Source organism: Pseudoalteromonas sp. S1609 (assembly GCF_005887255.1).
Classification (GTDB): Bacteria; Pseudomonadota; Gammaproteobacteria; order Enterobacterales; family Alteromonadaceae; genus Pseudoalteromonas.
In genome coordinates this window covers 84195-100577 of the sequence record NZ_PNDJ01000001.1, presented here as the reverse complement: position 1 = coordinate 100577, position 16383 = coordinate 84195, and the positions used below count along the sequence as shown (strand labels likewise).

The 16383-nt window shown below is 38.8% G+C and carries 13 protein-coding genes; 4 read left to right on the top strand and 9 right to left on the bottom strand.

Features of this window, described 5'->3' with window-relative positions; genetic code table 11:
• The first annotated feature begins 134 nt into the window (after positions 1 to 134).
• The gene (locus CWB76_RS00430) at positions 135 to 1031 is read left to right on the top strand and encodes an alpha/beta fold hydrolase (RefSeq protein ID WP_138604900.1); all 897 of its coding nucleotides are present in this window, start codon (positions 135 to 137) and stop codon (positions 1029 to 1031) included.
• 4 nt (positions 1032 to 1035) lie between these two features.
• On the opposite strand, the gene CWB76_RS00425 is transcribed toward CWB76_RS00430, so the two are convergent.
• Positions 1036 to 2217 (bottom strand): PQQ-dependent sugar dehydrogenase, encoded by a 1182-nt coding sequence (locus tag CWB76_RS00425; protein WP_138604899.1) that lies wholly within the window; start codon positions 2215 to 2217, stop codon positions 1036 to 1038.
• Between CWB76_RS00425 and CWB76_RS00420 the strand changes: the two genes are divergently transcribed.
• Positions 2202 to 2663 carry a hypothetical protein gene (locus tag CWB76_RS00420; protein WP_138604898.1) on the top strand — a complete coding sequence of 154 codons (462 nt, stop codon included), beginning with the start codon at positions 2202 to 2204 and terminating at the stop codon, positions 2661 to 2663. The two genes, CWB76_RS00425 and CWB76_RS00420, sit on opposite strands and share 16 nt — an antisense overlap.
• 74 nt (positions 2664 to 2737) lie before the next feature.
• On the opposite strand, the gene CWB76_RS00415 is transcribed toward CWB76_RS00420, so the two are convergent.
• The gene (locus CWB76_RS00415; protein ID WP_138604897.1) at positions 2738 to 3937 is read right to left on the bottom strand and encodes an Nramp family divalent metal transporter; all 1200 of its coding nucleotides are present in this window, start codon (positions 3935 to 3937) and stop codon (positions 2738 to 2740) included.
• 422 nt (positions 3938 to 4359) lie between these two features.
• Between CWB76_RS00415 and CWB76_RS00410 the strand changes: the two genes are divergently transcribed.
• Positions 4360 to 5409: an endonuclease/exonuclease/phosphatase family protein gene (locus tag CWB76_RS00410; RefSeq protein WP_138604924.1), complete on the top strand. Its 1050-nt coding sequence runs from the start codon at positions 4360 to 4362 to the stop codon at positions 5407 to 5409.
• A 52-nt stretch (positions 5410 to 5461) separates the two neighbouring features.
• Here the strand turns inward: CWB76_RS00410 and CWB76_RS00405 are convergent, their stop codons facing one another.
• The gene (locus tag CWB76_RS00405) at positions 5462 to 6625 is read right to left on the bottom strand and encodes a DUF3103 family protein (RefSeq protein WP_138604896.1); all 1164 of its coding nucleotides are present in this window, start codon (positions 6623 to 6625) and stop codon (positions 5462 to 5464) included.
• A gap of 268 nt (positions 6626 to 6893) precedes the next feature.
• Here CWB76_RS00405 and CWB76_RS00400 point away from each other — a divergent pair, with 268 nt between their 5' ends.
• Positions 6894 to 7313, top strand: coding sequence for an MAPEG family protein (locus CWB76_RS00400; protein WP_138604895.1), 420 nt, complete (start codon positions 6894 to 6896; stop codon positions 7311 to 7313).
• Positions 7314 to 7367: 54 nt separating this feature from the next.
• Here CWB76_RS00400 and CWB76_RS00395 read toward each other — a convergent pair whose 3' ends face one another.
• From CWB76_RS00395 to CWB76_RS00370, 6 genes are all read right to left on the bottom strand, one after another.
• Positions 7368 to 10169: a collagenase gene (locus tag CWB76_RS00395; RefSeq protein WP_138604894.1), complete on the bottom strand. Its 2802-nt coding sequence runs from the start codon at positions 10167 to 10169 to the stop codon at positions 7368 to 7370.
• Between the two features lie 418 nt (positions 10170 to 10587).
• The gene (gene yddG / locus CWB76_RS00390) at positions 10588 to 11490 is read right to left on the bottom strand and encodes an aromatic amino acid DMT transporter YddG (RefSeq protein ID WP_138604893.1); all 903 of its coding nucleotides are present in this window, start codon (positions 11488 to 11490) and stop codon (positions 10588 to 10590) included.
• A gap of 424 nt (positions 11491 to 11914) precedes the next feature.
• Positions 11915 to 13186: an Ig-like domain-containing protein gene (locus CWB76_RS00385; protein ID WP_171039580.1), complete on the bottom strand. Its 1272-nt coding sequence runs from the start codon at positions 13184 to 13186 to the stop codon at positions 11915 to 11917.
• A 27-nt stretch (positions 13187 to 13213) separates the two neighbouring features.
• The gene (locus CWB76_RS00380) at positions 13214 to 13726 is read right to left on the bottom strand and encodes a putative outer membrane beta-barrel protein (protein WP_138604891.1); all 513 of its coding nucleotides are present in this window, start codon (positions 13724 to 13726) and stop codon (positions 13214 to 13216) included.
• A gap of 196 nt (positions 13727 to 13922) precedes the next feature.
• Positions 13923 to 15770 carry an ABC transporter ATP-binding protein gene (locus CWB76_RS00375; protein ID WP_138604890.1) on the bottom strand — a complete coding sequence of 616 codons (1848 nt, stop codon included), beginning with the start codon at positions 15768 to 15770 and terminating at the stop codon, positions 13923 to 13925.
• A 109-nt stretch (positions 15771 to 15879) separates the two neighbouring features.
• Positions 15880 to 16335 (bottom strand): phosphate-starvation-inducible PsiE family protein, encoded by a 456-nt coding sequence (locus CWB76_RS00370; protein WP_138604889.1) that lies wholly within the window; start codon positions 16333 to 16335, stop codon positions 15880 to 15882.
• Positions 16336 to 16383: the final 48 nt, after the last annotated feature.

The window sequence follows — 16383 nt, the reverse complement described above, 5'->3', positions numbered from 1 at the left end:
TGGAAATGGCTACCCGCAAATAATCGACTTATGTATATTTTTATTACTTATTTAAGTGATACAACTTGAACCCTCAATTAAGGTAGTTACTTAATTTATGTGTTTATAACCCCTATTAAAGCGGAGAAATTGTCATGAATGTCATTAGCAACACTACAATAATCACTGACTCATTAGCTTCGTGGCATAAGAGCCAATCGACGTTTAAATTTCAAGGTTATGAGATTGGATATCATGTGCAAGGCAAACAGGACGCGCCGTGTTTATTACTGATCCATGGTTACCCAACCGCAAGTTGGGATTGGCACAATCAATGGGCTGCGCTCACTCAACACTTTAAGGTGTTTACCCTCGATATGCTGGGCTTTGGTTTTAGTGATAAACCAAAAAATAGTCGTTACACCATTAGCATGCAAGCGGATTTACTGACTCATTTTTTACAGCTTTTTAATGTAAAAGCAGCGCATATTTTAAGCCACGATTACGGTGATACGGTAGCGCAGGAACTACTTGCTCGAAGCAACTTAAATGAGCCATATGCCATAAAAATACAAAGCGTTTGCTTTCTCAACGGTGGGCTATTCCCTGAAACACATAAACCGGTATTACTGCAAAAGTTGCTACTTAGTCCACTTGGCGGATTTGTGTCGCGACTTGCGAACTATAAAAGTTTTAAGCGTAATTTTGACAATATATGTTCTATACCACTTGCTGAAAAAGAGCTAAACGAATTGTGGCAGTTAATTGAATACAAACAGGGCAAGCCAGTTATGGCAAAACTGATTTATTACATCACAGAGCGTAAATTACATCGCGCTCGTTGGGTGAGCGCTTTACAACAAGCAGATTTACCCATGAGATTAATTTGCGGTATGGACGACCCTGTTTCGGGTCGTCATATGGTTAAACGTTATCGCGAATTAATCATTAATCCAGATATTATTGAATTGAAAGGGGTAGGCCATTACCCCCAATTAGAGCAACCAATTCAAATAACTCAGTCATTTTTTGATTTTCATAAGTTAAAATAAATGACTAATTTGGCGTTACCAGCATCAGCTTTGCCTTTTTGCCATCGGTTAATATCGCTACATTACCTTCAGCAGTAACAAACACATCTCTGAGCCTGCCTTTAGCCTCTGGGAAAATATGTGATTGGGAGAACTCATCATTTGCTAAATTAACGCTGTAGAGCTTTTTATCGACCAATGTAGTAATAAGCACGTGGCGTTGCAGTGAAGGGAAGGCTGCATGCTTAGAGCCATAATATGCCATGCCTGATGGCGCAATTGAGGGAGTCCAATCTACGGTTGGTTTAGCCATGCCTGGGTAGTCTCTAAAGGGCGAAATACGTGCTTGTGAATAATCGTCGCCGTTAGTGATTACTGGCCAGCCGTAGTTGGTGCCAGCCTTTAAATAGTTGAGCTCATCACCGCCTGCGGGGCCGTGTTCGTGGCTAATGATTTGCTTGGTATCGTAATCATAAACCAAGCCTTGCAAGTTACGGTGCCCGAGTGAATAAATGGCATGCGCGGTAGGGGTTTCATGTTTAATAAACGGGTTATCGCTTGGAATAGTGCCATTTAAATTAATTCGTAGCACTTTACCTAATTGGCTGGTTATAACTTGTGCTTGCTCGCGGTAGTCAAAGCCATCACCACTTGAAAACAGTAAGCTATTATCGGGCAGTACAAGCGCCCGGCCAGAGTAATGCTGCGGTGTGCCCTTATCGGTGGCAACTTTATAAATAATTTTTGGCGTTGAAAATTGCGTACCATCAAACTTAGCTTTGGCAATAACGAGTCTGTTTGCATCAAGCTCACCTTGGGCATAAGTGAATATTATTTCTTTTGATTCACTGTAATTTGGCGAAAGTACTATATCGAGTAAACCACCTTGCCCTGCAACGTATAAGCCCTCGAAATCTAGTTTAACTCGGCTTTGTTGATTGTTTTTAATGATAACAACATGGCCATCACGCTCTGTAACTAACCAGATGTCGTTTGGGAGCTTAACCATGCTCCATGGTGAATTGAGATCTGTTGCTAAGGTACTAGCAGTATATTGCTGTGTTGGTAATTCGGCACTGACGTTACAAGAAAACGTTAAAAGCGAGAGTAGCGTAATACAACGTAGAGATTGTTTACCCTGCAAGCCTTTGCTAGTGTAAGGAAAAAGTTTTATTTTAAGTTGAGATAACCATGCAGTTTTTAACACGTACACTCCCTTCATTTTTAGTTTCTTGGTTACTTACATTCACTCTTGCTAGCTTGTTTCATAGCCAATACGTTGTCAATCAATTAGTTAATGTAGGTGTCGTGGTGGGCTTTAATGATCGTGTTAATTTAACCTTTGAAGATTGGCTCGGATTACTACCCACTTACGGCGCTATTATAGCCATTGCATTGAGTTTTGCATTTTTTGTGACTTGGTTTATCGCGAAAAAGCTTAAAAATCAGGGGGTAAAATTATTTGTAACTGCGGGTATTGTAGCGTTTGCAACAGCGTTAATTGCTATTGAATCTATTATGAATATTACTATTATTGCGGGTGCAAGAGGCTGGGGGTTTTATGCGCAATTATGTGCAGGTGCAGTAGGGGGTTATGTATTTGCAAAACTCATTAAGGCAAATAAGCAAAAGGCAGAGCATCACGGTTTTTAAGTCCGTATTGGTCTGTAATGTAAAAAGCCGCTATAAATACAGCGGCTTTTGTGTGTAAGAATTGCGTAGTGATATCAAAAAATCAAACTAAAAAGTTTATAACCACTTAAGCCAAAAATAAGTACTAACACTGGTAAAGTAAGTAGGTTTACCAGTACTGAGTTAGTGTATTTACCCATTACAGAGCGTTGATTTACGAGCCAAACAAGGTAGGCAGTTACAATTGGTAATAATAAACCATTAGCGGCTTGTGCAAAAATTATCACTGCGACAGGGTCTAAACCCAGAGATGCTACGGCAGCACCAAATAATAAAATAACAATGGCAACGCTTTTAAAGCGAGTGTTATCCATTTTATTTGACCAACCTAACATGCCACATACGGCGTAAGCGCCGGCAAGGGGAGCCGTTATAGCGCTGGTTAAGCCTGCGGCAAATAAACCAATAGCAAAAAAGTAATGGGCGGCATCACCTAGTAAGGGTTCAAGTTGTACCGCCATATTGGCAGCACTTATTTGCCCTGCATCGGTGCCATAAAACGCTACTGATGCGGTTGATAAAATAGCTAAGGTGATCACACCACCTAGGGTGATAGACACGCCCGTATCTATATTGGTTTCTTTAATTACTTTTTGTTTGTCACTCTTGCTGTCATGGCGAGCAGCCAGTACCCCTGAGTGTAAAAATAAGTTATATGGCACTATGGTCGTACCTACCAATGCTAATACTGTGGTAACTGAGCCCTCTGGCATGCTAGGAACAAAACCAGCTAATATGTCACTGAGCGAGGGAGCCGCCATAACAAGCGTAGAGATAAACACTAGGCTCATTAAAATCACTAGTAAAATAAGCGCATTTTCAACAACTTTGTGTTTACCGCTATACAGTAATACGGCACTTAAAAATGCAATCAGTGGTGTCCAAAGTTGGGCATTTACCTGAGGGAATATTTCAATTAATCCCATGCTGGCACCGCTTAAATTACCAGCCTCGTAGGCGGCACTGCCAACACCAATGGCGCTGATCACTAAAAATATAGCAAGAGATTTAAATAGGGGAGTTTCAATATGGGCTCTTAGTGCTTGTGCTAAGTCTTGCCCGGTGGCTACGCCTAGGCGCGCCGCCATAGATTGTAATAATATGGTGGCAATTACTGAAAATAGTAGCGTCCATATTAGTGCAAAACCAAAGTTTGCACCCGCTACGCTCGCGGTGGTAATAGTCCCTGGTCCAATGAAGGCAGCGGTGACGAGTAGTCCTGGTCCTAATCGCATAGTTTGACCCTAATAGTGTTTTTTATATTGCTATTTAAAGTTACACCTAACGTTTTATAACGCGATGCCTGTAATTATTGCTGCCACTTATACTAAGTGCCTTGCAGCATTAGCCGCCCCTTGGCTTTGCCTTTTTTTGCTAACCATATGTTAAAAAAGGTCGCGTAGCATACCAACTTGTATATAAATTTAAAGGGGATACGGTGCGTTTGCTTAAACTTTGCACGATTTGATCAGTGTTAATTATTATCAAGCTTTGGTACCAAGCAAAAATCTTATATGATGTTGACAATAGCACACAATATAAACTTTCAAAGGCGACCATTATTAGCGACTGTAATACATCCCCTTTAACTGATAACTCAGAACAATCCTCTGAGATGATAATAACTAATTCAACATTAAAAATAGCCACATTTAACCTGTTTAATTATCTTGAACCACCTAATGCTTATTATGAGTTTGAGCGGATATATACCGCAGAGCAATGGGCAAAAAAACAGCGCTGGATTATTGATTATTTAACCGAGCATCAGCCCGATGTAATTGGCTTTCAGGAAGTGTTTAGCATTGAGTCGCTTAGAGAATTAGTAAAGCAGCAAGGTTATGCGCACTTTGCTGTGGTGGATGAGCCACAGGTAATAGATGATTTTATTTATAAACGCCCCGTTGTGGCAATAGCAGCAAAATACCCCATTGTTGAAGTAGCGAGCGTAAAACACGACTATGAGCTTGCCAGTACTTTAGGTTTAACTGAAGATTTTGCCTTTAGTCGTAAAGTTCTTAGAGCCACAATAAATTTGCCGCATATCGGTAATACCGATTGCTATGTGGTGCATTTTAAATCTAAACGGCCATCAATTGAGATTGATGAAAATAATAAAGAACTAACCGCTGAAAAAAACATTATTGAAATTTTAAAAGCAAATGTAGCGGGTGGCTGGGGCTCAACTATTCAGCGCGGTAGTGAAGCAACATTGCTGATGATAGAAATGATAAGCCGTCGTGAGGCCAGGCAACAGCCTATGATATTAATGGGAGATTTTAATAACGACCTAGCTGATGGCGTTTTAAGCCATTTACTAACCAATACACTGCGTTTTGCCCCTACGTTTGATAGTAAAACTTACCTTGCAAAATATTGTCTTAACGATGCGTGGCAGTTATTTACAAAGTTAAACGATGATTGCGAGCTTGATGAAGTACCTAATGAGCCAATAAAAGGTATTACCGATAAAGATAATCGAGGTTTAAAACCACTACGAAAAGCAACACATTACTTTGGCGCGAGCAGCTCTGTGCTTGATTATATTTTGCTGTCTTGTGAGTTTGATTCTGGCTATGACGACAGTTTTTTTGAAGTAAGCAATTATCATACTTACGATCGTCATTTAATTAACCCTGAGTTTGAGCGCGACGATTTAAGTACCGATCACGGCGTTGTATGTATTACGCTTAAACTGCGGGAATAATGATTAACTCACCACTGTTTAGTTACCAAGCCAAACAGTGGCGAGTCGTTATTTACTGACGAGGATTTATCTCTAAAGGTGACAAGGTAATGGTGGCATTACTACTTGCGCCTTTGTAACCTTGATACTCTTTGTTTTCAAACAGTGTGTAAAAAACATCGACATAATCATCATTATTGGTAAACCATTCATCAGGCATTGCTTTAAGTAACTCATTAGTGAGTTTAGGAATAATAGTATAGCCCTGTGCTTGTAAATCAGGGATGCTTGCCATTACTTGCTCTGATATTTCTAATAACTTCATTGCTAAGGTTTTATAATTTGTGTTGTCATCTTGCTCCATTAAAAGCAAATCGACAGCTTGCCAACGATAACGTTGCCAATGAATTAAAACCTGATTAGGGCTGTAATTGGTTTTATCATGATCTAAATAAGGTAAATCAACAATATCTAATATTGGTTCATCTCTGCTAGGATCGATCCCCGTTACGATGGCATAGACTTCTGCTTTACCTGAAATCCAAGGTTCTTTATCATCCTCTAAATGTATTTTTTTCAGCACGCTAGTTTGTAATGGCTGATCATTATTTAATTGATTTTGTGGGCTAACCATGTTTTTGCTGAATTTGTTAGCTGACAAAATTCCTTTCATTACTGCAATACCCGCACCCTGTACTTTTTGCTGATCTAATTCGACAATAAAAACAGGTTGAGTTGGCATTTGGTCTACGCTTAAATAATGAATGTTACCAAACTGATCGAACGCTTCAATCTCGCTCCATTGGCTATCGTCACCAGCGGGTGCAAATGCGAATAAAGGGTTTTCACCTTGTTGCCAATCAGTTAGCATGGTTTCGCTAGCTAAACGCACTTGTAACAAGCTTCCTGTATTGTTAGGTAAGCCTTTAAGCTGTTGTAAGGCACTATTTGCCTGACTTATATTACGTTGTGTATGCCGTGCTACTGTTGATAACTGATCAGCATTTAAGACTAAGTTATATTTATTTACTGATTGTTTTAAATCAGCATTCAACACTGAATAATTGAGCGCTACTTGCTTTGCGAAATTACGCTTAATAGTTGCTACGTTTTTGTATTGAGCTTGCTGTACCAAGCTTTCTGCATTTTCAATATGATCTTGAGCTGAAAAAGCAGGTACTGATATAAAGTTCAATAATGCCGCCGTAGCTAAAGATTTGGTTATTTTATTTTTCATAAAAATTCCGCCGTTCCATTTTTAGTAACATCTATAAAACAACAATTAGAATAAATGCTCAAGTTAAATTTATAAAATACGTAATTAGTATTAATATCATGTCAAAGTTTAATATACATTACATAAACACCGTAATTTTTATATAAAGCAGGAATCTATTACAAAAAATGTATATTTTGTAAAATAATTTATATGCATATCAGTTGGTTAAATTTGGCTTAATAGTTGCTTTAACTATTATTCTAATAACAACACAAAGGAAAAAACAATGACCGATATTGCACATTCTGCGTTTGTAGCATTTTACCTATACTTAATTATGATGTTAGTTCAGTGGGCCGTTGCGACGTTTAGTAAGGCTAAACAACCTGGTGCAGTGCCAGGTAAAATTGATAAAGAGCTATCTCATGGGAGCTTTATATTTAGAGCGCATCGTACTTTTCATAACACCTTAGAAAACAGTGCACTATTTATAGGAACGGTTTTATTTGCTTTTGTGATGAATTACCACAGCTCGGTATTTGCAATATGTATATGGGTATATGTGATTGCACGCTTAATTCATATGGCACTGTATTACGCAATCGCCACCGAGAAAAACCCCAGCCCGCGTAGTTACTTCTTTTTAATAAGTGTGATTGCAAACATTGTGATGTTAGTGCTATTGGGACTGCGATTAGCAAGCTAATTAAATGGTTAAAGCGAAAAGCAAATCGGCTTTTCGCTTTAAAAAATATTTATACTATCGGCAACCAGTACTATTAAAGTCAACCACTAGACTTGCGCCCTCACTGTTTCCAGAGACTTTTAGGTACCCCCAAAATTGCTCCTGATCACGAATGAAAATACACTCGTTATTCGCACTATTGGCAGAGTTTGCAATCTCGTTACTACCATTTGGCCAAGTACTATTCGAGTAACTTAAGTCAATATTACCGCTACCATTTGCTGATGTTATTGAAATACCTGACTGACTATTTACATCTGCAATGGCAAACCACATTGGACCACTGTTACTTAAACATATGACTTCACCATCGTTAAGGCGGCCTTTACTTTGCCCTGATGACGTTGCACATGCATCAGGCAGTGAACTACGCGTTTCTTTATATGATGCAATGAGCTTTACATTATCATAGTTATTATAACCGTTTACCATTACATGATAGTTTCCTACGTGGGCAGGATTGAAAATACATTGTTCGTTATTTCCTTCAAGGTATGGGCGACAGTCATAGCGAGATAAGCTTGGCTCTGAGTTATAACTGACGTATAAATCAGCATCCCCTGAGCCATCATTTAGACTAAATGTTAATTCGCTAGCGCCAAAAGGGACGTCAAAATTAAACTGTAACTGGGTGTTTTGCTTTTGAGAAATAAAAAGGGGTTGACCATTTATGAGCGTTTGTTTATTGCCTTGAGTATTTTCAGTTACGGTTGCGATAATTGTTTTCATATCAATGTCGCCATCGTTATCAGTGACGGTTAATGATACGGTATATTGACCTGACTGCGTGTAAGTATGTATTGGATTGGCATCTGTGCTGCTAATACCGTCGCCAAAGAGCCAAGTATAACTTACGATATTTCCGTCGCTATCGTTACTACCAACACTTGAGAACGTAATAGGGGTATTTTCTAGGCCCGAATATGGGCCATTTATATTGGCACTCGGTGCAATATTTAACGGCGAACCATATACCAACTGATCGCACCATTGCACAAATTCATTTTCATAGTTATTAGCCCAATGTTGGGTTTTATTTTTGTACGCACGCCAATTTCCTTGACGTGTGTCCTTGAGCATAGCGTTGAGTTGTTCTTTGTAGCGCTCAAACATAAAGCGTACCCCTAAATAGCCCCAACGATAAATTCTATCTTGATCAAAACCATCGTAGTTAGTGGCAAATATTTGCTGCAGGGTAAAGCGCTGTCCATTTTTAATGGTATTTATTGCCGCTTCATTATCATTTTGATTCGCGATGTATTCTGCGACACCCTCAGACCACCATACAATGTCTTCGGTTGGTGAGTTGAAGTTACCATATAAGTTAAAACGACCGTCTAAGTAATGAACATATTCGTGCTCTAAATTCCATACAAAATGATCCGCTTTTGCATAGCTTGCTTCATAAGCTACAAAGTTGGCTTCGTTATCAGTATCAGAAGGATCGCCCTCTAAATACATTCCGCCATTATTAGTATTAATACCAAAAATGGCTTTGGCATACTTGCTATAGTCGTCACTACTATCAAAAATATTTACGTATAAAAAACGGTTATAATCATTCGCGACAGGCATATTTTCTGTGGCTAATTTAGTATGAAATAACCCTTCTTCAGCCTGCATTGCATCACATGCTGCAGCGTGTTGAGCTGCTGTCATCGCCTGTGAACGGATTTTTATGGTGTTGCTACAATTATATTGCTGGGAAAGTACTTGTTGAGTGAGTGTATTTACAAAATTACAAACACCAAACTTACTGCAATCAGTGTAATAATTTACAATGTCTGCAGCGCCAAGCCACACGGCATCACCATAGCCATAACTTTGATAGGTATTAAAAATATTAGTTAAGCCTGCGTCTACATCAGGTTGAATACTTGCTTTAGAATATTTTTTAAGGCGCGCAAGCTCACTTGCTGCATTTACTATTAAAAACTCTCCGTCAGATCCAATTAACCATTGTTTTTGCGTAAACTCACTTAATTTTATTGCTAAAGCTTTATCGTTTGCTATTAACGTTACAAATTCTCCATTCCACTGCCCGCGATATAGCAACGTAAAAATTCCATTAACTGCATTACGCATATTCCAACTGCTCGCATAACTTTTATCAAAACGCGTTAGCCATTGCTTAACAACTTCAAGATAACGATGTTGTTGTTCAGCACTATCCATTGTAATAATGACTTCTGACAGTGTTTTACCATGGTCATCGTTGTTATCATAAAAATGTTGATTGTTTACAAAGGCATCAATGGCATCTGCAACGCTAGGTGTTACCAATGCAGGAAAGTCGATAGAGTCATTATAAAACTCTGCATAAAAGCCGGTTCGCAAATATAAAAATAAAGCTTCGATCTGCTCATTGCCACCACCAGTGTAACTTTGTGAAAGTGAGTTAGCATGGTTAGCTACAGCAATCATATTATCGGTGGTAAAAATCTGTGGTTGAAGATCGGTTGCAGCGAATAACTCGTTGATACACCGTGTACCTTGGCGCTTTACTTCGTCAATAACCGTCATGGGATTTGCAACAGCAAGGGCATTCAAGTCACAACTAACGGCCATTACCTGACTTAACATTCTCTTCGTTGTAATATGTTGCTGTATTGGCGTTTGTTGAGGTAGCTGTTGCGGCTTTTTTTGTGATTGTGCCACAGGTGCCTTGCTATTACTGTATTGGTTTACGCCGTGATGCATTACGCGCTCTACAATAGCAGGCTGCGGTTTAAACGTTCGTTCTTGCTGGGAATGTGCAGTTGCAAAGCCGGTGATACCTAATAGCGGTAAGGCCAAAATAAATGTATATATTTTCATAACTTTCCTTTGATAATGATTATCTCAATCTGTAGTACACAATTGAGGTACGCGGTTGTATCATTTTTCTCCATGTGCAATCAATAAGTTTTACTTTTAGTTTTAAAATTAATACTTTAGTTTGTTAGGTGTTAAGCTTTGGAGGCAATGAACTCGCATTAAATGCGAAGCACTTGTAGACTTAAAGATATAAGCAGACTCATAATATTTTTAACTCAGTATCTATTGTCTTTAGTGAGCAAGGGCTTATTAGACGGGTGAGTTTTGTTGATTTATATAAAGTTATTTGAAGAGATGACTAAATACTTATTCTTTAATGGCATTTTATTTAAAGCGAATCTTATAGTTAATTCATGGTATCACTTTAAAATACGATGCACGTCTGAGGGGAGTTCGGTCTGTGCAATTATTCCTTGGTTTATTGAGTTAGCTTGATTTTTCGGGTCACAATAAAACACATTAATGAGCCTAATGTAACTAACACAACGCCTTGCCAGAATACGCTGGTGAGCGATATTGATAAGTAAATAGAGGCAAATAGTGTTGATAACACAGGAATAAAGTAAGACAAGGTACCTAACAACACTAGGTTACCGCCAATGATTGCTTGGTTCCATAGTGCGTAACCTCCACCAATAAACACGCCTGCTAATACTAAGGTAAAGCTAGAATCTAGGCTAAGCTCAAAGCTGGGTTCATTACTCAATCCGTAACTTATCCATAAAGAGATTGCCGTGGCTGCAAAAAATACACTAATGGCATTTTTACCCTCGCTAAGTTTAACCGTTACACTGCAATACACAGCCCAAATAAACGCCGCTGCAAATGCCATGGAGTAGGTTACTGGATTGTCACTAATATTAGCGGTTAATACTTCCACAGATAAACCACTATCACCTGCAATGCACCATGCAACGCCTAAAAACGCAATCAGTATGCTGGGGTAGACTAATGCGCTTACTTTAATGCGGTTAACAATAATCGATAATAAAATGGTTAACGCTGGCCAAAGGTAGTTAATAATCGCCATTTCCAACGCTTGCTGGCGACTATTTGCAAAGCCAAGCGATAAAGCCAAACACATTTCGTAAATCACAAATAAGCTGCCACCAAAGACTAAATAGCGCTTTGGATAATTGTTTAGCTTTGGTACACCCATGACAAGCATTAAAAAAATCGCACTGACGCTATAAATCAAAGCAGCACCGCCAATTGGGCTAAATAACTCCGATAAATCACGAACAAAAGCAGTTAAACTGCTCCAAAGTAAAATAGCGAGCACCCCATAGAGGGTGTATTTATGTTTAATTAAAAAAGACATGGAGAGCTACTTAATGAAAAACAAAAGTAACACTTTAATATATATCAAGGGGTAGGGCATTAGTTTTACTAACTTTTAGTCTGATAGGTAGTAGCAGCATGTAGGGTCTTTTTAATCGTGGCGCGAGGTTTGTAACCTCGTGAGCAGTTGATAACTGCTCATGCGTTATTCTACTGGCTTACATCCATGTAAGAATAAGTAAGTCCGAGCAAAGTTTTCGCGTCTTGCTAACGCTCCTTACCTACATTCAGTGGGCAACAAAGAGTAAATCCACCCTAGGGAAGAGCTCATGGGCAGCGCCTGTTTGGCATTGATGCAGCATTATTGCCTAAATGCCAAACAGATTACTACAAATCTAATCTTAAAAGACCAACAGACCCTAGTTAAATAATTTAAATAGCATCCACAAATATAGAAGGGTTATTTATTCAATATTTACCTGAACGCTGCTTACTTGATTATCGTAGGTCGCTGAAACAATAAAACTACCAGCGCTATTCGTTTTACTGGTTAATCTATAAACCGCATTCTCTGTACCTGCGCTAATTAATTTTGTAGTTACCAAACTGCTTCCATTAATGCTCCAATCAGCAAATTCAGTTACATTCACACTTGAAGTTTCATCACTGCCATTAGCCGTCAGTGTGAGATTAATTGAACCAAGAGGGGTCATAGTTAATACTGAACTGCCATCATTTATTTGAAGATCATTTAAATCATCAGAACCATCGACTGTTACTGTAATAATTTTCTGCTTGTTGCCACAGCTGCCAATTAATTGAGTTTCACCAGATTTGAGCGCAACAAGCGTTCCTTTGTTTTCGCCTTCATCTGTTATACCAATATAACGGGTTCCTACTTGCGACCAAGTAATAGTGTCATTAATAGTCTTAGCTTCTTGAGCTACCAAAGAGGCAATTGCACTAACTTGAATACGATCGCCAATATTAAGATTGATCTCTTCAGTTGGCTCATCATTAACTAAAATATCGATAGACTCTAAATTTTTAGGATCTGCTTTCACTGTCAGCTTACCAAGAACATTGTCTATTTTAGCTGTAATAGTTGTATCTTCAACATCAGGAGCGGATGTAAACAATAAGCCTTCAGAGTTGATTGTTGCAGTACTGCCGTTATCAACAGCAAAACTTAAACCTCTAATGGTATTTAAAGATGTATATCCATCAGCATAGGTAAGATCGGCTGATAATTGCGCAGGTATACATGTATTAATGTAATCAATGTTAGAAGCGGCTGTTTTTAAGTTAATTTCAGTGACTGCGACATCACTTACTGAAACCTCACCTTCACCTGAGATATCATTGATGGTAGTTCCTGTGATAGATACAGCCCCTTGGTTTGCTGTAGTACTCGAAACCGCATTTACAACACCATTGCTATTTACAGTTGCAATAGTCGGATCGTTAGACTCCCAGGTTAACTCACTAGTAATGTCGCGCGTGTCACCATTACTATCTATACCCGTAGCACTTAATTGTAATGTCTCACCTGGCTTTAAGCGTTGTTGATCTCCAACTATCTTAACAGATTCTATAATGGTGCCTTCAGAACGAAGTTTGTCTAACTGTATTGCTTTTGCAAGGTCCGTTGTATCACTTTCAGAACCGCAACCCGTAACGCTGATAATAAATAATGCGGTTACAGATAATTTAAAAAAACTGTGTGTATTAATCATATTTCTATTGCTTCCTTTCATACATAACTAAAAGTGATAAACAAAGCCTAAGGTATAACCGGTTATTTCAATATCATCACCTTTGAAAAGGGATTGATAACCAAGTCTTATTTGAGTGTTTTCTAAATAAGGAATTTGCTGGTGCATTGCGACTCCCCAAGAAAAACCATCATATTTATAATCACCATTTATTGATGTGGAAGGATTAGACACAACAACTTGATTTTTTGCATAACCCAATGAAACGTCCAGACCAAAGCCATTGACTACATCAGATTGCATAACAAAATATAGGGCTAAGCTTTTGTCTAAATTTAACTCTGTATTATAAATATTATCACTTGTGTTTGATGCTAGGTAATGCGCTTCAAAAGCCATGTTATTGTTACTAATACCAGCACGTATCAATGCACCTTTAGGGGTCGCGTTTTCATTACTTATTTCGATATCACTCATCATGTAGTCAACACCAATATAAGGGGTATCTGCAAAACTACTGAATGATGCGCTAAGTAAAAGTAGAGTAAGAACTTTTTCCATAAATTTAAACTTTTAATCCATCTATATTTTGGAGCGTATATTATAAGAGCACTTTGTATTAATCAAGCCGATCAATTCACTCAATACGTAATTAATAATACTGTTACCAATACAGCATTATTATTTAAAATTTTATCGATATAAGAACATAATTAATTGTGTAAGGCATCTTAAGTAGCACCTTACACATTAGCGTTTATTCAATACCAATAAAGCCGCCGGTTTGATGTGCCCACAGTGCAGCATAAATGCCGCCTTTGGTAATTAATTCATCGTGACTGCCTTGCTCTACAACGCCACCTTCATCAAGCACAATAAGCCTGTCCATTTGTGCAATGGTTGATAATCGGTGTGCAATAGCAATGACTGTTTTACCTGTCATTAAATCATCTAAGCTGGCTTGAATAGCCGCTTCTACCTCTGAGTCTAAAGCGCTGGTAGCTTCATCAAGTATAAGAATAGGCGCGTTTTTGAGTAACACCCGAGCAATAGCAATCCGCTGGCGTTGCCCGCCCGAGAGGGTTACCCCTCGTTCGCCCACTTGTGCATCAAAGCCTTTATTGCCTTTGCTGTCTTCTAAATCGGTTATAAAATCGAGCGCTTTGGCTTGTTTGGTCGCATCGAGCATTTCGGCTTCTGTGGCATCGGGCCTGCCGTATAAAATGTTATCTTTTACTGAGCGATGTAGTAGGGATGTATCTTGGGTAACCATAGCAATATAACGGCGCAGACTTTCTTGGCTAACATCGGTTATATTTTGACCGTCAATACTAATGCTACCCCTGTCTGTATCGTAAAAACGTAGCAACAAGTTAACTAATGTGGATTTACCCGCGCCAGAGCGACCCACTAAGCCAATTTTTTCGCCCGGTTTAATATTTAAGTTTAAACCGTTAATTACTGGACCTCGGTTATTTTCATTAGCGGCTTTACCATAATTAAAGTGTACATTGTTAAAGTCGATTGCCCCTTGAGTTACTTTTAAGCTATCGGCTTTTGGCTTGTCATCAACCGCAATCGGGTTTGAAAGGGTGCGCATGCCATCGGCTACGGTACCAATGTTTTCAAATAAGCTGCTAATTTCCCACATGATCCATTGGGCCATGCCATTAAGCCTTAACGACAAACTCAATGCTACTGCAATAGCCCCCGCACTAATGGCACTTAACGACCATAAATACAAAGACACCGCTGCCACCGAAAATACCAGTAAATAGTTCAAGCTTTGAATAACCACATTAAGGCTGGTTACCAAACGCATTTGTTTATATACAGGCTGTAAAAATACATCCATGCTTTGTTTAGCATATTGCTCTTCGCGTTGGGTATAAGAAAACAGCTTAATGGTTGAAATATTGGTGTAGCTATCAACAATACGGCCGGTCATTTCTGAGCGTGCGTCAGCTTGTGAGCTTGCAATGCTTTTTAACCGTGGTACAAAGTAAATTTGCACGCAAATATATAATGCTAACCACACTAATAACGGCAGCATCAAGCGCCAATCTGAGGCGGCTACTAAAAACACCATTGAGCCAAAATAAACGGCAATGTACATCAATACATCAAGTAACTTAGTGACTGACTCACGCACTGCCAATGAGGTTTGCAGTACTTTAGTGGCTATTCTTCCGGCAAACTCATTTTGATAAAAGCTAACACTTTGGCGTAATAAATAACGGTGCGCTAACCAACGTATCGACATCGGATAGTTACCCAACAGTGCTTGATGTAAAATAGCGGACCTGAAAAAGACTATCATGGGCATCACGACCAAGAGCATTAACCCCATCTTTATTAATTCGGATTGTTGCTGTGAAAACAGCTCTTCAGGGGTGTACTCACCTAGCCAGTCAACCAGTTGCCCCATGTAACTAAATAAAGACACTTCTAAAATAGCTAATAATGCGGCACTGAGCGACATAAGCACTAACGACAGTTCCATGCCTTTGGTGTAATGGCGGCAAAAGGCAAATAAGGTATTAGGAGGCTGAGATGGAGAACGCTCCGGAAACGGTTTAGTCATCCGTTCAAATAATCGATACATATTAGAAGCTTATTAAGTATTTATAGAGATGTCCCACTATACCATTGTAAAATACAAAGGCGCAGTGGGAATGAGATGTTTAAGTGTTATCTTAAGTTGAGTTAACGCTTTAAAGTTTTGTGTGACCGGTTTTATTTTTTACCAGCCAGTAAGATATACCTAAGGCTATTGTTACCAATGCAAGGCCAACAATTTGCTCTGAGGTCACTAATTTTAAATCTAAAACAATAATTTTACGTGCCACAGCCATTAGTGCGGTGGCAATAACCAGTTCAACCGGCAGTGAGCTTGATCCTAAATATAAACGAATGTTGGTAAATATTTCTACTGCTATAAGCACCACCATAAAAGCACCAAAAGTTTGCAGAATGTCTTCAATGTTTAATAAAAAGTAAGGGGGAGAGCTCAACCGCATATATAAAACATATACTACATCAGCAATACTCCAAAAAATAACCAACACCATGAGTACCGCTAATATTTTAATAGCAAAGCGAATCGCATGATGTAAATACTGCATAAGGGGATCAACATGATCCTCAGGTAATTCTTCGTGTTTCTTCATATTTTTACAGCACCTTATTATTTTAAACAGGGTATATAAAATGATAGC

Excerpts from the sequence above, each read along its gene's own strand:
- CWB76_RS00430 (WP_138604900.1), top strand. The coding sequence starts at position 135 with ATGAATGTCATTAGCAACACTACAATAATCACTGACTCATTAGCTTCG.
- CWB76_RS00420 (WP_138604898.1), top strand. The coding sequence starts at position 2,202 with ATGCAGTTTTTAACACGTACACTCCCTTCATTTTTAGTTTCTTGGTTA.
- CWB76_RS00415 (WP_138604897.1), bottom strand. The coding sequence starts at position 3,937 with ATGCGATTAGGACCAGGACTACTCGTCACCGCTGCCTTCATTGGACCA.
- CWB76_RS00405 (WP_138604896.1), bottom strand. The coding sequence starts at position 6,625 with ATGAAAAATAAAATAACCAAATCTTTAGCTACGGCGGCATTATTGAAC.
- CWB76_RS00400 (WP_138604895.1), top strand. The coding sequence starts at position 6,894 with ATGACCGATATTGCACATTCTGCGTTTGTAGCATTTTACCTATACTTA.
- CWB76_RS00395 (WP_138604894.1), bottom strand. The coding sequence starts at position 10,169 with ATGAAAATATATACATTTATTTTGGCCTTACCGCTATTAGGTATCACC.
- yddG (WP_138604893.1), bottom strand. The coding sequence starts at position 11,490 with ATGTCTTTTTTAATTAAACATAAATACACCCTCTATGGGGTGCTCGCT.
- CWB76_RS00385 (WP_171039580.1), bottom strand. The coding sequence starts at position 13,186 with ATGATTAATACACACAGTTTTTTTAAATTATCTGTAACCGCATTATTT.
- CWB76_RS00380 (WP_138604891.1), bottom strand. The coding sequence starts at position 13,726 with ATGGAAAAAGTTCTTACTCTACTTTTACTTAGCGCATCATTCAGTAGT.
- CWB76_RS00375 (WP_138604890.1), bottom strand. The coding sequence starts at position 15,770 with ATGTATCGATTATTTGAACGGATGACTAAACCGTTTCCGGAGCGTTCT.
- CWB76_RS00370 (WP_138604889.1), bottom strand. The coding sequence starts at position 16,335 with ATGAAGAAACACGAAGAATTACCTGAGGATCATGTTGATCCCCTTATG.